The organism is Luteimonas endophytica, assembly GCF_029887875.1.
Lineage (GTDB): Bacteria > Pseudomonadota > Gammaproteobacteria > Xanthomonadales > Xanthomonadaceae > Luteimonas > Luteimonas endophytica.
The window spans coordinates 82677-100353 of sequence record NZ_JARXRM010000031.1 but is presented as its reverse complement, the minus strand read 5'-3'; the positions used below and the strand labels follow the sequence as shown (position 1 = coordinate 100353).

Below are 17677 nucleotides of genomic sequence, written 5' to 3'. Positions count from 1 at the left end.
CTTCCGGCGCCCGCACCAGGCGCTGGGCATGAAGACACCCGCCCAGGCGTATGTCTTAGCGGCCTGACCTGTGCAGGAAGCGCTGGGTCATTACATCCAGCTGGTCCATGGTCATGCCGAAGACGAGGCGGGCTTCGGCCTCCTCCACCGTCGCGGCGGCGTCCGCCAGGTCAGCCTCGTCACCCTCCTTGGCGCCTGGTGCTTCGCCCACTTCGTCGTCCTGCGTGCCTGCGGCCGAGGCCGCTTCTGCCTCGTCATCCTGTGCGCCGGCAGCCAACGCCTCGCCGGTCCGTGCCGGTGCCTCCAGCACGTCGTCCTCATCGCGGGCCTGCGACCGATCGCCGCCCACCACCCGCTCGGCCGGCCATGTCACCTCGTGCAGCACGCGCTCGGCCTGGGCGGCCAGCACCTCCAGGCAGACGGCCAACTCATCCCCGCTGATCTCGGGCCCCCAGCCCGTCTCGTCCTCGTCGTGCGTGCGCGGCTGCGCCAGGTGCGACAGGAACACCATGTGGTCATGCAGCTTCTTCAGCCGGAACTGGCTGTCTTCCGGCAGGAAATAACCCCGCACCTGCAGATCGTTTGATTCACGGTTCGACATCGTTGCCTCCTCCTTCCATGAAGTGCCCGCCCACCGCGGCACGGCAGACGGGAAGTCGGGAGGTTAGAAACCGCACAGAGCCGGCGGGCGTATTTCCCCGAAGGGTGTTGTATTAGCCGCCCTCCCGACGCAGGCATCGCGTCGGTCGTGCCCGCAGCAGCACGGACACAAAAAACCCACCGGATTGTCGGAGGTGGGCACCGCTCTGTGTGGAGTTTCTACGCTCCTTAAGGTGAGTCTGTTCCGGTACAGCAACCCTGTCAAGTACCGTTTCTCTGAACCTCTCATACTCGAGCTTCACCCAATCCTACAAGGTCGCCCTTGATTCAGAGATCTTAATCGCTTGGCGCATCCGTGAAGCACAGCCTTTACCTCATCGGGGAGGACGTGCTCAGGCAGCGCGCAGTTCTGCGCCAGTAAGCAGCTGGCCTCGCGGGGAAGATATGCAGAAGCCTCAGCACTTGAGCTTTCTGATCCCATTATTTTCTAACCTGCTCTACTTCTCGGAACGCGAACTTTATTAGAAGGCGTTGGTCTTCGTCTGGCGACGCGTTGATGTAGCTGATCGATCTCAGATCTGACAGAGACAATCCAGGGATAAACATCCTCAGCCACAAAGGGAAAAACCTGGGTATCTTCCGCCCGCATCTCCGTCAGCAAAACATTGCAGATCTTCATCCAGCCCTGGTAAGTTTTCTGCACTTCCTCTCGAATAGTAATCGCCGCCGACTCGGCAGCTACGGGAGTAACCAATGCCATCTGAGATATGTACACATTATCGCTAAAGACCATTCGCAGATGGGCCAAGCCTGCAGGACTCACCCGAATCAACGTTTCGTCTCGCAAGGATTTCTCGGACGGGTCGTAAGTTTCAATTAGAGATCGCGAATGAAAGCGATCTACGTAGTATCTGAAAGTTTCTCTGTGAACACCTAAAGAGTGGAATCTATCCCAAAGCTCCGAGACCCCAACAAATCTATCCCTTGTCGTAGATGCCTTCTCATCAATCATCGCAAGGTACTTCAAGAGATACAAACCCATAAACGGCGAGGTCAACGATCCAGCCGGGCGCGCGAAGACATTGATAAGGAAGTTGTGCTTGTCCTCGTCGTAGATTGTCCCCTTCTGAAGAACCAGAGATGTCATAAGAACCGTACGCTTTGGCCGAACCTCGCCTCTAGCGACGTACATTTTTAGCAACTCTTCCAAACCAATCCACGGCGAAGAAAGAACCTCACCAGAGAGCTCTAGGCTTCTTCGAACATCGTAATTACAAAGGCGACCAATAACTGCTGTTATATCTGATGTGGCAACGAATATAGATTCAACTGCAGCACAAAATGATTGAATATCTTTAATTGTAAGGCGCATTCCACCACCGACAAACGCACTCTTTTCTGTTCTGTCCTTCTCTGTGATGTCCCACTCAGCTTGAAGCACCTCGAGCCGCTTAGCAAAGACATCCTTCAAGCTGGGAACAGGAAGAAAAAATGCGCGCGAATGAAAACTCTGAAGTGGTCCGGCTTTACTTAGGGACCAAACCGTAGTGTCAGTCACTGGGCAAACAAGGAATGAGGCAACGCTAGTGGAAAGACCAACAGCATACTGAAAAACTCTGTCCTGGATGGATCGCGGCAAATGATCCACGTTGTCGAACACAAGGATAGGAAGTCGCTGCTCTCCCACGAGAGAACGCTTCAGCAGATCAAGGAGAAACTCTCTTGGCTGGTCACGCCTAAGGCGCGACAACTCCTCGCCAAACCTCTGTCGAAAATCTTCTGGATTCTTCTTGTAAAGGGGCGCCAACTCTCCGCCGCGCATCTTTGTATACATCGACCAAAAGGCGCCTCGAAGCTGATCGTACGTCGGCTTAGTGGTACCAAATAGTTCTCGCTCTGACTGCTTTATCAGCTCGCTAGACATCCAGTCAGTTAGATGCGCCTCTGATCCCTCGCTCTTGAGCAAATCCACCGTGAGCGTAAGAACCTTATCTCTCAAGTTTGACGGTAAAACTTTTGAGAAGAATCTATCTAAGAAAGTAGTCTTTCCAGAGCCCTTGTTGCCTACAAGCAGGACAAATTCGCCTGTGCGAAGCTCTACTGAGTTTTCAATGAGTCCCTGAAGACTGTCCGGATTAGATACATCAATTCGATCCAATCGCCTAACAGTCCTGTCAATTAGTTCGTTAACTATTTTCTCAAAAGCGACATCGTTCTCACGGCTGGCTCGAGTCTCCACAAAGCATTCTATTAGTTCTGCTCTCGATTTTGTATTAATTTTAATGAATGATTTGCGAAACAGTTCACTCAAAGAGAATGCAAGCTCAGAAGACTGCGGCACGCGTTTATAGCTTCTATCCAATGCCCTGTAATAGGAGACGGTCACTGGAATTGATCCTGCGTCCTGCTCGCGGATATAGGTGGCGAGTTTTTGCTCCTGCAAACCAGCTTCCGAAAGGAAGTCATAGAACTGAGCCCAGGATTCGACTATGGACTCATAGGAAGGAAAGACTACCGCCAGCCCCTCGCTTGGGGGCCTACCATCGGTCCTAGATGCCAAAAAAAGAATCCATTGGCGGCCGTTGGTCACCACTCCGACCTGCGAACCAAGTCGAGCGGCGTACCCAACTGCCTGAGCTACACCATCTGCAGCTGCTTTCAACGCGGAGCCGTTCAGAGCAACAACCGCCATTTGTGGTTGTTTTACGGTACATAGATCCATGCCATCTCGTTTGGCCTCAAGCACAGCTTTGCAGCGGCCAGAGCTGAAGACTGCATAGTCAGCAAAGCCAGCACCGTCAAGGTAGGGTTCCACACGTATCGCGTCCTTTCGCCAGTCGAGTTCTCTGGAGAGGAACTCGTCGATCACGTGGAATCTTGTTTGAGCTTCATTCGCATCGACTTCGAGTGCGGCTCGGTACTCCGCGATTCGTTGCGCCAGCCCATCTTCCTTTGAAGCCGATGTCGTAAGAGTGTCCACAGCCCCTCTCCGCAGTAACTTCCCGTTCGCTCAGACGTTCCGCTGACACCTCCCAGCCGCGTCATACACCGCATGACTGAACTGCCTGAGGCCATAGCTCTTTACGGCCTCCTCCAGCGCCGTCGCGACGTTTCTTGAAGATACGCCAGCCCGCGTCCGTCGTGCATCTGATCGGCAGCGTTTTGCTCCCCAACCAAATCCGCGTGCGGAATCTCACCTTCTGGTGCCAGCCGGTTGCAATAAAATCCCGACCCCCCGCCGTTATGCTCCTTGGCAGGAAGGTGGTCGTGCCCACCAGCGACGGTTTATCGTGATCGTAGTACATGAAGCCTTTCTGGATCTTGTCTCGCTGATGCATGCTGTCCAGTACGCCGAGTACATCGCCGCGCTCGCTGGTGGCCTCTAACCCCTTCTAGAAGGCCTGCTCCGCGATGCCGATAGCTTGTGGACGATGAATCAGCCCTACCGGGAATTCTCGTATGGAGCTTCCTCCGTCCCAAGCGTCAATTCAACAGAGAGCTTGATTCGGGACGAACCGGGTGACCGACGTTAGTTTCGTCAGCACGAATTGCCGCCAAACGCTGCTCCAGCTCCTCGTCTGACAACGCGCCCTCGCGGTGCAGCCACTTGAAACGGCTGCGGTGCTGGTCCGGCGATTCCCCTTCCGGCATGAAGTCGTACTCGCGGCGAAACTGGTCGGCGCGGCGCGATGCGATCTCCTGCAGGATGCGCTCGCCTTCGGTGTCGTCGATCACCAGCAGGTTGCCCTTGTCGGACGGCACGATGGTGAAGCGGGTGACCCGGTAGCGGTAGATCGCGTAGCACGCGGCGCCCACCCAGAGCCAGATCGAGATGCTGCCGCCGCCCTCGCCTGCGAAGCTGGCGGCGGTGAGCACCGCGCCGATCGCCAGCCAGAGCAGGCCGACGTTGCCGAGCCACTGGTTGCGTTCCACCAGTGTCTGGCGGTCGCGGCTGGTTTCGATGTACGGGACGGAGAACGACCGGCTACCGGACCGGTCCTCCAGGCTGTACTGAAGCTCGTCCTGGCCGAATGCGAAGCGGATGCGGTTGGCGTTCCGCCGCTGGCTGATTTCCATGTGACACCCCCCTGGTGCCTCCCCTGGCAGGCAGGAAAGCCATGCCTGGGCCGACTATAGACCAGGGAACGGCGGGCTGCATGGGGCCCGCGGGGTCGGCGCCTAAGACCTTTGATGGCGCGAGTTCTTTCAAAGCCCGGGAGAGAAATGAAATTAGGCTTTACTTTCGGCAGGCCCGGCATTCGGCAGGTAGCTGGCTTGGGTCCGACCCGATGCCGGCATCCACGTTCCTAGCCGGCGCCGCGGCCGAGCAACTCGAACAGCGGTCGGTTCACATAGTAGTTGTTGCGACCTATCCGTATCTTGTCCAGCACGCCATCGCCGGCCATCGCATCGAGGTATCTGGTGGCGGTGAGTCGCGACACCCCAAGCTCGCGCTGGACGAACTCTACCCGGGTGTATGGATGGTTGAACAAATTGTTGATCAGATCCTGCGAGTAGAACTTGTAGTTCGCGCGCACACGCTGCTTGGTCTGTTGCAGCAGGATCTTGATGGCCTGGATCGTGGCGACGCTCTCGGCGGCCGTTGCCTCCACCGCGTCGAGCATGTAGAGCACCCAATCCTCCCACGCATCTTCGTCGCGGACGGCCGCAATAGACGATAGTAGTCCGGCTTGGTACGCACGATGTGGCGGCTGAGATACAGCACCGGAATATCGAGGAGACCTTCCTTGACCAAGTACAGCACGTTGATGATGCGCCCGGTGCGGCCGTTGCCGTCGTAAAACGGATGGATGCTCTCGAACTGGTGATGGATCAGGGCCATCTTCACCAGTGGATCGGCGGCAAAGGGCGGCTGGCCATGGAGGAAGCGTTCGAGTTCGCCCATCAGGCGCGCCACCTCGTTGGCATCCTGCGGAGGCTCGTATACCAGAGTGCCAGCGCCGTCGCGCAATGCGGTTCCGGGCAGCTTCCGCAGCCCGGCCCGATTGCACTCCAATTGCTCCTGGATTCCGAGGATGGTGTTGAGGGTCAGGAGGCCCGTCTTCCGGACCTGGGCGTATCCAGCCTGGAGCGCTTGCCGGTAGCGCAGGACTTCCTTGATCGCGGTGCCAGTGGCAGTCGCCGGGTCGTCCTCCCGGTACAGATCGTCCTGGGTGGTGATGATGTTCTCGATCGCCGAACTGTCCCGGGCTTCCTGCAGGGTCAGTGTGTTGATGAGGATGTTCTGGTTGGGGATGCTGGCCGCCACGCCCTTGAGTTCGGCCAGGCTGCGGCTGGCCGCGTTCAAGCGCTTGAGGATCGGCGCCGTCTCGAACCGCTCCGGCGCGAGTCCATTCAGGGGCGGAATGGGCATAAATGGCCTGACATGTATAGATAACTGACGTTTTTTATACACGTCACCGGCGATATGTCAAAGATCGCCGGAATTCCATACATGATGACTGGCCCGCCGCGGCCCCGAATCGAGCGGGGCGAGTCGCAGCCGCTCAAATCCCGTGCCGTGGGTCGGCCCGGCGCAGCCGGGCCGCCGGCCCTACCAGACCACCTCGGCCATCGAGCAGTTCAGGCCCGAGCCGATGCCCAGCAGGGCCACGCGGTCCCCCTTCTTCAGGCGGCCCATCTCGCGCAGCTTGCTGAGCACGATCGGCACCGAGGCCGGGCCGATGTTGCCGTGCTCGCCGAAGATGGTCATGACCTTCTTCGGGTCGATGCCCATGGCCTTGGTGAAGGCGGCGGTGTGCGCCTTGCTGACCTGGTGCACCACGAACTCGTCCAGCTCCTCCACCACCCAGCCCAGTTTCTGGGTGGCGACCTGGAAGGTCTTCTGGGCCAGCTTCACGCCCTCGATCAGCAGCATGCGGGTGTCGGTGATCATGCCGTCCAGGTTGCCGCGGCACAGCTTGTTCCACTCGGTGGCGGCGCGGGTCACGCCGCCGCGGTAGCGCGGGGCGCCCGGGGCCAGCTCGGCGCGCGCCAGCACCATGCCCGCGGCGCCGGAGCCCAGGGTCAGGGTGGCCAGCTCGTTGCGGAAGTCCTCCTCGCTCACGTCCACGCGGGTCATGCGCTCGAGGGTCTTCTCGTAGGCCAGGTCCGCGGTTTCGCCGTCCACCACCAGGGCGTAGTCGATCTCGCCGCGCTCGATCATGCGGCTGGCGATATCCATGCCGTTGATGAAGGCCAGGCACGCGTTGGCGATGTCGAAGTTCTGGCAGGTGTCGGGCAGCCCCAGGTTGCCGCTGACGATGCTGGCGGTGGAGGGCTCCAGGTAGTCGCGGCTGACCGAGGTGTTGACCAGCAGGCCCAGCCGGGACGGGTCGATGCCGGCATCGGCCAGCGCCTTCACCCCGGCCAGGGTGGCGGCGTCGGAGGCCAGCATGGCGCCGTCCCACAGGCGCCGCGCGTGGATGCCGGCGATGTCCTTGAGCACGTCGGTGCGGATGTTCAGCCGGTCGAGGGTGGGCTTGAGCCGTGCGTTGATCTCGTCGGTCGAGAGCCGCCGCGGCGCGTCGATATGGGCCAGGCCGGCAATGGCGACGTGTTGGAACAGCATGGCGGGCACACCGGGAACAAAAGGGCGCATAGCTTACCGGCTTCGCTCCCCCGGCGCATGATTGTCCCGCCGGTGCGCCGGATGCGGTTCACGCAAGCAGGTCCGGGGCCGGCGGGGCCGGCGCCGCGGGCCGGCACCGCTGCGCCCGCCGGCAGGGTGAACGGTTCAGCCGCCGCAGCGCCAGGCGGCGTAGCGCTGGTCGCCGTTCACCGGCTCGGACAAGGGGTGCACGGTGTCGGCGCCCAGGCCGGGCGCCTCGTTGCGGGCCAGGGTTTCCAGCTCCTCGCGCACCCGCAGCGGGTTGCGGTCGATGAAGGCGATGCTGTGCTTCACCGACACCGCCACCTCGCCGCGCTTCTCGCAGCCGGTGGGCGCGGTGGCCGCCACCCGCACCGCGCTGGCCCCCGGCGCCATGTGCACCCAGGTGCAGCCGGTGGCGGCCAGGATCGAGGCGAGCAGCAGGGTCAGGCGCATGCGTGTATTCCGATAGCGGTCCCGGCGCACATGGTGCGCGCCGGCCCGGGTGGCGGCAAGCGCGGGGCCCGGGCGGCCCGGGCGCCGGTGCGGGCGCGGTTCATCGCGCCCCGGCATCGGCCGCGTCGTTGTCCGGTTCGGCGGCCTGGTCGTCGCTGGCGTCCGCTTCGGCACCGCCGCCGGGCACCACCGGGTTGCCGTCTGCATCCACGATGGCCACCTCGCCCAGGCCGAGCGCGCGGATCGGCTGCTCGATCCGGTCCAGGTCGCCCACCACCACCCAGGTCAGCGCCGCCGGGTCGAGGGTGGCCGCGGCCTGGGCCACCTGTTCGGGCGTGAGCGCCTCGATCTCGGCGCGGCGGCGGTGCACGTAGTCGTCCGGGCGGCCATAGCGGACGATGCCGCCGATCTCCGACAGCACCGCGCTCGCGGTCTCGTAGGAGCCGGGCAGGCCGCGGATCTCCTGCGCCTGGATCCGCGCCACTTCCTCGTCGGAGGGCGGGGCCCGGCCGCTGGCGTAGCCGGCGATCTCGCGCTGCAGCTCCTGCAGTGATTCCACGGTCTTGTCGATCTGCACCGGCGCGAACGCCATCCACGGCCGCGGCCCCACCGCGCCGGGGCTGAAGCTGTAGGCGCCGTAGGCCCAGTGCTTGTCCTCGCGCAGGTTCATGTTCAGGCGCGAGGAGAAGGTGCCGCCCAGCACCGCGTCGGCGATGTCGAAGCGGGTGGCGCCGGGGTGGCGGGTGGAGGGCACCACCTGGCCGGTGAAGATGTTGGCCTGCACCGCGCCGGGCTGGTCGATCAGGAACACCCGCGGCGCGGCCGGGCGCGCCACGTCGCCCACCGCCGGCGCTTCCGGCGTCTCGCCGCTGCCGCGCCAGTCGCCGAAGTGGCGCTCGAGCAGCGGCACGATCTCTTCCAGGGTGGTGTCGCCCACCACGATCAGGGTGGCGTTCTCCGGGCGCACCCAGTCGCGGTGGAAGCCCACCAGGTCCTCGCGCGCCAGCGCCGCCACCGATTCCTCGGTGCCGGTGCCGCTGAAGGGAATGGCGTACGGGTGGTCGTCGCCGTACAGCAGCGGCGGCAGCACCCGCATCGCCGCGCCGTTCGGCCGCGCCTTCTCCTGGCGGATGCCGGCGATCCAGCTGGCCTTCACCCGCTCGATCTCGGCCGGGTCGAAGCGCGGCTTGCGCACCATGTCGGCGAACAGCGCCAGCGACGGGTCCAGGTTTTCCTTCAGCGCGGAGAGGTAGGCGCTGCCGCCGTCCAGCGATGCGCCGGCGCCCAGGTTGGCGCCCAGTGACTCGGCGCGGTCGGCGAAGGCCAGCGCGCCGAGCTCGCCGGCGCCCTCGTCCAGCATCGCCATGGAGAAGCCGGCGCTGCCCAGGCGGCGGCCCTGGTCGGCGGCGTAGCCGCCGTCGAACTCGTAGCTCAGCTGCACCACCGGCACGTCGTGGCGCTCGGCCAGGATCACCCGGGTGCCGTTGCCCAGGCGGGCGCGCTGCAGTTCCGGGAACTGCAGCTCGGGGAAGTCGTCGGGCACCGGCACGCCCTGGCTGCGGTCCACCGCGCTGGGGGTGGTGGCGTAGCGCGGGTCCGGCACCGGCAGTTCGAACGGGGCCGGGGTGACCGCCGGGTCCTCCGGGATCTCCTGGCGCTCGCCCGGCACCACCGTGAGCACGTGGTCGCCGGCCGAGAGCCACTCGCGCCCGGCCGCGGCCACCCCGGCCGGCGTGGCCGCGGCGATGTTGGCCAGCGACTCGCGGAAGCAGCCCGGGTCGCCGGCGTACACGGCGCACTCGGCCAGCACGTCGGCCTTGCCGCCGAAGCCGCCGATCCGCTCGATGCCGCGGATGAAGCCGGCGCGGAACGCGGTCTTGGCCTGCGCCAGCTCGGCGGCGGTGGGGCCCTCGGCGATCAGCCGGGAGAGCTCCTCGTCGATCGCCGCCTCCACCCGCGCCGGGTCCACGCCCTCGCGCACGTTGGCCATCACCATGAAGCTGGAGCCCAGCTGCGAGCCCCAGGCGCCGGCGCTGATGCTGTCGACCAGGCGGTCGGCGTGGAGCAGGCGGCGGTCCAGCCGCGAGGCCTTGCTGCCGCCGAGCACGTGCGCGAACAGCTGCAGCCGGTCCAGGTCCACGGTGCCGGTCTCGGCGACGTTCCAGACCCGGTAGATGCGGGTCTGCGGCACCTTGTCCTCGAGGGTGCTGCGGGTGGTTTCCTCGCGCCTGGCCGGGTCCACCGGCGGCTGGGCCATGTCCGGCCCGGCGGGGATGTGGCCGAAGTAGCGGGTCACCTTCTCGCGGGCGGTTTCCAGGTCGATGTCGCCGGCCAGCACCAGCACCGCGTTGTTGGGGCCGTACCAGGCGCGGAACCACTGCTTCACGTCGTCCAGGGTGGCGGCGTTGAGATCGTTCATCGAGCCGATGGTGCTGTGGTGGTACGGGTGCCCCTTCGGGTACATCGCCTTGCCCAAGAGCTCCCACACCTGGCCGTAGGGCTGGTTCTGGCCCTGGCGCTTCTCGTTCTGCACCACCCCGCGCTGCTCGTCCAGCGCGGCCTGGTCCACCGCGCCGAGCAGGTGGCCCATGCGGTCCGATTCCATCCACAGCGCCATGTCCAGCGCGGTGGTGGGCACGTTCTGGAAGTAGTTGGTGCGGTCGGAGTTGGTGGTGCCGTTCATGTCGGTGGCGCCGACCAGCTCGAACGGGGCGAAGTATTCGCCCTGGTGGTTTTCCGAGCTCTGGAACATCAGGTGCTCGAACAGGTGGGCGAAGCCGCTGCGCCCGGCCGGCTCGTCCTTGCTGCCCACGTGGTACCACAGGTTCACCGCCACGATCGGCGCCTTGCGGTCGGTGTGCACCACCACGCGCAGGCCGTTGGGCAGGGTGAACTGCTCGAACGGGATGTCGACTGCTGCCGTGTCTGCGGCTTGCGGGCCGGGGGCCGCGGCCTCTTCGGCCGGCGCGGCGCTCAGCGGCAGCGCCGCCAGCACGGTGGCCAGGCACAGGGCGAAGGCGGCGCCGCGCACGGCGGTGCGCGGCCGGCGGCCGGGCAGGATCGGGGACGGGGGCATGCGGGCTCCTTGCAGGTCGACCCCGCCATCCTAGCGGCGCCGGCGCGCCCGGGCATCCGCCACAAGTCCCGGCCGCCGCCGCCGCGACCACGCCGCGGCAACGCCGCTTGCGGCACACTCGCCGGCATGAGCACACCCAGACACGTCCTCGTCACCGGCGCCAACCGCGGCATCGGCCTGGAATTCACCCGCCAGCTGCTGGCCCGCGGCGACCGCGTGGTGGCGGCCTGCCGCCAGCCCGGCAAGGCCACCGACCTGAACCACCTCGCCGGCGAGTACCCGGGGCGCCTGCACGTGCTGCCGCTGGACGTGGCCGCGCCCAAGACCCACGCCGAGCTCGCCCGCGAGCTGCCGCTGGTGCTGGGGGAAGAAGGCCGCCTCGACCTGCTGATCAACAACGCCGGGGTGCTGCACTCTGGCGAGCGCTTCGGCGAGGTGGGCGCCGACACTCTGGACCACAGCTTCCGCACCAATGCCGCAGGTCCCTTCCTGCTCACCCAGGCGCTGGCGCCGCTGCTGGCCGACGGCGCCCGGGTGATGAACCTGTCCTCGCGGCTGGGTTCGATCGCCCTGACCGCGCGCTTCGGCACCCCGACCTACGCGATCAGCAAGGCCGCGCTGAACATGGCCACGGTGCTGCTGGCGCAGGCGCTGGCCGAGCGCGGGATCGTGGTGATCGCGGTCAGCCCCGGCTGGGTGCGCACCGAGATGGGCGGCGAAGGCGCCGAGGTGGCGCCGGAGGACGCCGCCGCCGGCCTGCTGCGGCAGGTCGACGGCGTGTCCGGGGACGACAGCGGGCGCTTCATCGACTGGCAGGGCGAAGCCATCGACTGGTAGGCCGGCGCTCCGCGCAAGCGGGGGCGACGGACGTGCCGCCGCCCCAAGGTGCCTCAGAAGCTGTAGTCGAACCTCACCCCCACGCTGCGCTCGGCGCCGTAGCGCTCGTAGAGCGCGGAACGGCTGGAGGTGCGCGAGCGCGCCGAACGGTAGGTCAGGTAGTCCTCGTTGAAGAGATTCTTCACGTGCACGCTGACCACCGCGTTGTCGTTCAGGTGCAGCCGCCCCGACAGATTGACCGTCTGGTACGCGGGCGCCACGTCCTCCGGGCGGGTGTTGAAGTGCGACTTGAACTCGCCGTAGGCGGCCAGGTCGACGCGCGCGAACGCATCGCGCCCGAACACGCGGAAGCCCTGGTCCAGCGCCAGGTAGGCGTTGTACCTGGGCACCATGGTCATCTTGTCGCCGGGTTCGGAGCCGAGCGCTTCGTTGGCGGCGGTCATCTCGGTATCGGTGTAGCCGTAGTTCACGGTCACCATGGTCGACTCGCCCAGCGCCAGCGAACTCTCGAACTCCAGCCCCTGCGATTTCGCCGACTGGCCCGGGGTGTTGGTGGTGTAGCTGAAGCCGCACGAGGGCATGTACACCTCCGCCCAGGTCTCGCTCCAGTCGATCCGGTAGATCGCCGAGGAGACCCGCAGCCGGCGGTCGAACATCGCCGCCTTCACGCCCAGCTCGTGGTTGTCGATCAGGTCGCTGTTGTAGCGCGACTGGTAGGCGCCGGCGAAATCGTCCTCAAGGCAGGAGGTCGGCAGCGGCGCGTTGTTGCCGCCGGGCCGGTAGCCCTCCGAGTAGAGCGCGTAGATGTTGGTCTCGGCATTGGGCATGTACGAGACGCCGAACTTCTTGCGGTTGCCCGACTCGCCGCCGCTGGAGGCCTCGTCGAAATAGGGGCTGTCGCCGTTGGTGCCGAACCAGATGCCGCTGCGCCGGAACGCGGTGGAGCCTTCGAAGTCGAAGTAGCGGATGCCGCCGGTCAGCTCGAAGCGGCCGATGCCGGTCTCGATGAGGTAGCTGAGCTCGCCGAACGCCGCCTGCTCCTTGGTGTAGTCGTGCAGGGTGGTCAGGTTGTAGTTGATGCCGGGGTTGCCGTACAGGGCCTGGCCGAGCTCGGCGATGTTGTCGATGCCCAGGTCGTTGAACCCGTACGCGAAGTAGTCGTTCCAGGCCGAGAAGATCGCGATGCTGCGCGGATCGGTGTCGTGGTACTGCCACTGCTCGTTGGGGTTGTAGCCCTGCCAGGCGCGGTCCTGGAAGAAGCCGACGGTCCAGTCCAGCCCGCCCAGCGACTCCAGGTTCTGGAAGCGCAGCTCGTGGGTGGTGCGCTGGTTGCTGCTGCGGTTGACGATCCAGGTGCGCGCCATGTCGTCCAGGTCCAGGCGCGACCAGTTGTCGAGCGAATTGCTGAAGTTCTTGCGGTACGAGCCCACGTAGTGCGCCGAGGCGATGCCGAACAGGTCGCCGTGGTCCATCTTCAGCGAGAACAGGTTGGTGGTGTCGCGGGACCAGCCGTCCATCAGCTCCCAGACGGTGAACTTGGGGTCGGAGTCGACGAGCGGCGTGGGCGCCCGGCAGGCGGGGCGCTCGGCGCCGGCCGGGCAGTCGATCTCGCCGAACTCGACGTCGTAGCCCCAGGGGGAGTCCGGGTTCTCGGTCAGGGTCGGCACCGTGTAGTAACCCGCGATCGAGCGGTCGGCATTGACGGTGCCGCGGGTGTCGGTCGCCGTCCAGATATGGCCGAAGTTGATGTCGAGGTCCTCGGTCGGCGCCCAGCGCAGCTGGGTGCGGATGAATTCGTTCTCCGATTCGTACGCGTTGCCGGTGTAGGCGTTGACGATCTTGCCCGGCGAGTCGCTGACGCTGGCGGCGATCCGCATCGCCAGGGTGTCGTCGACCAGCGGAATGTTGATGCCGGCCTGGGTGCGGCTGCGGGTGCCGGAGACGTTCTTCTCGTCCTCCGCCACCAGGGTGCTGTAGAGCTCGAAGTCGTTGAACTGGGGTGCGCGGGTGCGGATCTGGACGGTGCCGCCGATGGCATTGGAGCCCCACAGCGTGCCCTGCGGGCCGCGCAGCACCTCGACCTGCTCGACGTCGAAGACGTTGCCGAAGTCGAAGGGGATGCCGTCGACGAACTGGCTGGTGGTGCCGGGCGTGGTGGTGTTGCCGCCGACCAGGCCGCGCAGGATGAGTTCGCCGGTCGGGCTGGAGCCGCCGGCGATGGTGCGGTAGATGTCCTGGACGTTGGCGACGTTGCGGTCGTTGAGCTCGGTCGCCGAGATCACCGTGATGTTCATGGGCACTTCCATGATGTTCTCGGTGCGCTTGCGCGCGGTCACCAGCACCCGGTCGAGCGTGGTCGCCTCGTCCTCCGCGGCCGGCGGGAGCTGCGCCGCGTCGAGCTGCGGCTCCTGGGCCGAAGCGGTGCCGGCCGCCAGGGCCATGGCCAGTGCGCTGGCCAGCGCGCGCCGCTCCACGCGGCCGTTGCGGTGAAGACTCATCGGTTCGGGTTTCCCTGTTGGTTGGTTGGACGGCAGCGCACCCCGCAGTCGCCTTTCGCGCAGCCCGCACGACTGGATACCCGGGGGTTGCGGGGCGCGCAACGGCTCGGCCGCGATTGCGCAAGGGGGGCACACCGCCGCCTCTGTTTGGGCACGTGGGCGCGGCCGCGGGCGCGGCCCGGCTGCCGGACGCCCGGGGCTCAGGCCGCCGTGACCGCGCATAATCCACGCATGTTCGACGTGGTCCTCTACCAGCCCGAGATCCCGCCCAACACCGGCAACGCGATCCGCCTGTGCGCCAATACCGGCGCGCGCCTGCACCTGGTCGCGCCGCTCGGGTTCGACCTGGACGACCGCAACCTGCGCCGGGCCGGGCTCGACTACCGCGAGTACGCCGACGTGCGCGTGCACGACTCGCTCGCGGCGGCGCTGGCGCAGATCCGGCCGCCGCGCCTGTTCGCGCTCAGCACGCGCAACGCCAGGCGCTACGACACCGTGCGCTACGAAGCGGGCGACGCGTTCCTGTTCGGCCCGGAAACCCGCGGCCTGCCGGACCAGGTGCTGGCGGCGGTGCCGGACGAGCTGCGGCTGCGGCTGCCGATGCGCCCGGACAACCGCAGCCTCAACCTCTCCAACTGCGTCGCCGTGGTGGTGTTCGAGGCATGGCGGCAGCTGGGCTTCGCCGGGGCGGCACCGCCGGGGCAGTAGCCTTGTCGCGGCGGTCCCCTACGGGCTGCTGCGGCGTCTCCCCTGCGGGGTTGCCGCGGCGCCTCCCGTGCGGGGGTGCCGCGGCATTTCCCTGTAGGCGCGGCCCATGGCCGCGAAGGCCGGTCAGCGGGAGTCCGGGCCGGGCTCGCCCACCGGGGTGAACAGCAGGTCGTGATAGTCGTAGCTGAAGTCCGCGACCGGCGAGACCGCCTTCATGGTGATGCGATCGACCCGGCCCTCGGCGTCGAGCGCGAAGGTCACGTAGGCCGGTTCGATGGACCCGTCGTCCCAGTCGGCGCGGAAGGTGTCGTGACGGTGGTGGCGCAGCGTGCCGACCATGCCGGGGCTCTGGCTGAAGTCGATGCGCAGGCGGCCGCCCCGTTCGCCGATCGCGATCGGCCCGTACCACGGGTCGGCGTAGGCGCCGGCGTAGCCGGACGGCGGTAGCGAGGGGCTGCCGCGCGCGCCGCCGTCCTCGCCGGCCGCATCCAGCGCCGCCACGCCGGCTTCCAGCCGTGCGCGGTTCCACTCGGCGAAGGCGGCCACCCAGTCCTTCTGCGGCCAGTCTTCCGCGGCGCCGTCGAGGTAGTGATCGAGCAGCTCGTACATCAGCCCGCGCAGCACGTGCACGTCCTCGGCGTTCATCTGCAGCGCGAAGCCGACCTCGTGGTCTGGCACCAGCACCACCATGGTCAGCACCCCGAACACCGCGCCGCCGTGCTGGACCAGGCGGGTGCCGCGATAGTCCTGCACGTTCCAGCCCAGCGCGTAGGTCGAGAACTGCGGGGTGATGCCGTCGATCGGCGGCGGGTACCGGCGCACCGGCATCAGCACCTGCGGCGTCCACATCGCGCGCGCGCTGGCCTCGCTGTACAGGCGCCCGCCGCCGCCGGGCAAGGCGCCCTGCCCCAGCTGCACCTGCAGCCAGCGCGCCAGGTCGTTGGCACTGGAGGAGAGCCCGCCGGCCGGGGCCGCCACCTGGCCCAGGCCCTCGCGCTCGGGCAGCACCCGCTGGGCGCCGAGGCCGCGCACGCGGCCGTCGATGCGCGCGTGCGGCTGGGCGCGGTTGGGGTTGGCGAAGCGGTCGTCCTCGTGGCTGACCGAGGTGGTCATGCCGGCGGGCGCGAACACCCGCTCGCGGATGAAGTCCTCCCAGGTGCTGCCGGACACCGCGGCGACCAGTTCGCCGGCGACCACGTACAGGATGTTGTCGTAGGCGTAGCCGCTGCGGAAGCTGGTGGCCGGGGCGATGTGGCGCAGCGCGCGCACCACGTCGGCGCGGCTGCGCGAGGTGCGCGGCACGAACAGCAGGTCGCCGGCGCCCAGCCCCAGCCCGCTGCGATGCACCAGCAGGTCGCGCACGGTCATCTCCCGGGTCACCCAGGGGTCGTGCATGCGGAAGTCGGGCAGGTGGTCGATGACCTTGTCGTCCCAGCCGAGCCTGCCCTCGTCCACCAGGATCGCCAGCGCCGCGGCGGTGACCGCCTTGCCGGTGGAGCCGGTGGGGAAGAGGGTGTCCGCATCCACCCGCTCCGGCGCGCCCAGCCGGCGCACCCCGTAGCCGCGCGCCAGGGCGACCTCGCCGTCCTCGACGATGGCGATCGCCATGCCGGGCACGCCGTGGGCCTGCATCGCCTCCTGCACGCGCGCGTCGAACCCCTGCGGCGGGGCGGCGAACGCCGCGGCGGTGGCGAACAGCGATGCGAGCAGCGCCGCGATGCGCGGCGGTCGTCTACGGTGTGGCATGTCGGTCTTCCTCCGATGCGGGTTTGGACGCGGGCCGCGGGCGCGCCCACAGCCGCCAGACCCCGACGGTCAGCAGCGGCAGCACGAACACGAACAGGATCAGCCAGGCCAGCGCCCGGTAGCCGTGGGCGATCAGGTCGACCAGGCCGAAACGCCCGGCGACGAAGATCGAGCCGACCAGCAGCACCGCGGCGATGGCCGGCCGCGCACCGCGCGGCAGGTCGCCGGCGCCGCGCGCGCGCCAGGCGCCGGCCACGCGCTCGTTGACCGCGTGCACCGCGCCCACGCCGCTCTCCAGCAGCGCCGAGAAGATCATCGCCTGGAACAACAGGTGGAACAGCGGCCGCTGCATCTGCCGCAGCATGTAATCGGCCGGCAGCGGTTCGTCGGCGATCGCCGGCAGCCAGGCCGCCATGCAGGCGAAGAACGCGAACGCCGGCAGGATCGCGATCGGCCCGGCCAGCAGCCCGGCCACGGCGGCGTCGCGGCGGCTGGTGAAATGCCGCGCCACCGGCAGGATCGCCACCGCGCCGACGATGTTGTAGCAGGCATAGGTCAGGCCGCCGCGGATCCAGTCGCCGGGGGGCCCTGCGGCGGCCGGCTGCGGCGCGGACAGGGCCGCGCCGATGCGCTCGCCGAAGGCCTGCCAGGCGAACACCACGAACAGGAAGTACACCGCGTACAGCAGCACCGAGGCCCAGCCGAACAGCCGCTCCACCGAGCGGTTGCCGAAGGTCACCACCGCGCCGATCGCCAGCATCAGCGCCAGCGTGCCCACCAGCGGCGGCCAGCCGGTGGCGGCCGCCACGATCGCGCCGGCGGCGGCGCCGAACACGGCCAGGATCAGCACCATGAAGACCACGTACGAGGCCTCGAACACCACCCAGCCGCGCCCCACCAGCTGGCCGAAGAAGGCGCGGTAGTCGTAGCTGCGCGTGGCCCGCGCGAACAGGAAGGTCACCGCGCAGACCGTGCTCCACACCAGCGTGGCCAGGGCCAGCCCGAGCAGGCCGCCGCGCGGCCCGGCGGGCAGGAAGTATTCGGCCAGCTCGCGCCCGGTGGCGTAGCCGCCGCCGATCACGAAGCCCTTGAAGGCCAGGCCGGGCAGGAGCCAGCGCTGGAAGCGCGAGGCGCCGGCGCTCACGGCCGCTGCCCGCCGCACGCGCC

13 protein-coding genes are annotated in these 17677 nt (G+C 66.9%); 2 read left to right on the top strand and 11 right to left on the bottom strand.

The genetic code is table 11. The features are described from left to right. Positions 1 to 55: 55 nt before the first annotated feature. The 8 genes from QFW77_RS10100 to QFW77_RS10065 form a co-directional block, all read right to left on the bottom strand. Entirely contained in the window at positions 56 to 601 is a 546-nt protein-coding gene (locus QFW77_RS10100; RefSeq protein ID WP_280574495.1) for an XAC0095 family protein, read from the bottom strand. A gap of 486 nt (positions 602 to 1087) precedes the next feature. Further along, positions 1088 to 3580, bottom strand: coding sequence for a hypothetical protein (locus QFW77_RS10095; RefSeq protein ID WP_280574494.1), 2493 nt, complete (start codon positions 3578 to 3580; stop codon positions 1088 to 1090). Between the two features lie 503 nt (positions 3581 to 4083). Next, the gene (locus QFW77_RS10090) at positions 4084 to 4677 is read right to left on the bottom strand and encodes a hypothetical protein (RefSeq protein ID WP_280574493.1); all 594 of its coding nucleotides are present in this window, start codon (positions 4675 to 4677) and stop codon (positions 4084 to 4086) included. A 230-nt stretch (positions 4678 to 4907) separates the two neighbouring features. Beyond that, positions 4908 to 5138 carry a hypothetical protein gene (locus QFW77_RS10085; RefSeq protein WP_331487923.1) on the bottom strand — a complete coding sequence of 77 codons (231 nt, stop codon included), beginning with the start codon at positions 5136 to 5138 and terminating at the stop codon, positions 4908 to 4910. Further along, positions 5102 to 5974: a Fic family protein gene (locus QFW77_RS10080; protein WP_280574490.1), complete on the bottom strand. Its 873-nt coding sequence runs from the start codon at positions 5972 to 5974 to the stop codon at positions 5102 to 5104. Before QFW77_RS10080 ends, QFW77_RS10085 begins: the two co-directional genes overlap by 37 nt. Before the next feature lie 180 nt (positions 5975 to 6154). Further along, positions 6155 to 7171, bottom strand: a complete 1017-nt coding sequence (locus QFW77_RS10075) for a 3-oxoacyl-ACP synthase III (RefSeq protein ID WP_280574489.1) — start codon at positions 7169 to 7171, stop codon at positions 6155 to 6157. A 165-nt stretch (positions 7172 to 7336) separates the two neighbouring features. Further along, entirely contained in the window at positions 7337 to 7639 is a 303-nt protein-coding gene (locus QFW77_RS10070; RefSeq protein WP_280574506.1) for a DUF4156 domain-containing protein, read from the bottom strand. 106 nt (positions 7640 to 7745) lie between these two features. Next, positions 7746 to 10721: a M16 family metallopeptidase gene (locus QFW77_RS10065; protein WP_280574488.1), complete on the bottom strand. Its 2976-nt coding sequence runs from the start codon at positions 10719 to 10721 to the stop codon at positions 7746 to 7748. A 126-nt stretch (positions 10722 to 10847) separates the two neighbouring features. Between QFW77_RS10065 and QFW77_RS10060 the strand changes: the two genes are divergently transcribed. Continuing rightward, positions 10848 to 11558 carry an SDR family oxidoreductase gene (locus QFW77_RS10060; RefSeq protein WP_280574487.1) on the top strand — a complete coding sequence of 237 codons (711 nt, stop codon included), beginning with the start codon at positions 10848 to 10850 and terminating at the stop codon, positions 11556 to 11558. 53 nt (positions 11559 to 11611) lie between these two features. Here the strand turns inward: QFW77_RS10060 and QFW77_RS10055 are convergent, their stop codons facing one another. Beyond that, the gene (locus QFW77_RS10055; RefSeq protein ID WP_280574486.1) at positions 11612 to 14056 is read right to left on the bottom strand and encodes a TonB-dependent receptor; all 2445 of its coding nucleotides are present in this window, start codon (positions 14054 to 14056) and stop codon (positions 11612 to 11614) included. A gap of 231 nt (positions 14057 to 14287) precedes the next feature. On the opposite strand from QFW77_RS10055, the gene QFW77_RS10050 reads away from it, so the two are divergent. Further along, complete coding sequence (locus tag QFW77_RS10050) at positions 14288 to 14764, top strand: tRNA (cytidine(34)-2'-O)-methyltransferase (protein WP_280574485.1); 477 nt, start codon at positions 14288 to 14290, stop codon at positions 14762 to 14764. 123 nt (positions 14765 to 14887) lie between these two features. On the opposite strand, the gene QFW77_RS10045 is transcribed toward QFW77_RS10050, so the two are convergent. Continuing rightward, entirely contained in the window at positions 14888 to 16510 is a 1623-nt protein-coding gene (locus QFW77_RS10045) for a serine hydrolase (RefSeq protein ID WP_280574484.1), read from the bottom strand. Continuing rightward, positions 16497 to 17654 (bottom strand): YkvI family membrane protein, encoded by a 1158-nt coding sequence (locus QFW77_RS10040; protein ID WP_280574483.1) that lies wholly within the window; start codon positions 17652 to 17654, stop codon positions 16497 to 16499. The genes QFW77_RS10045 and QFW77_RS10040 overlap by 14 nt, the downstream gene beginning before the upstream one ends. Positions 17655 to 17677: the final 23 nt, after the last annotated feature.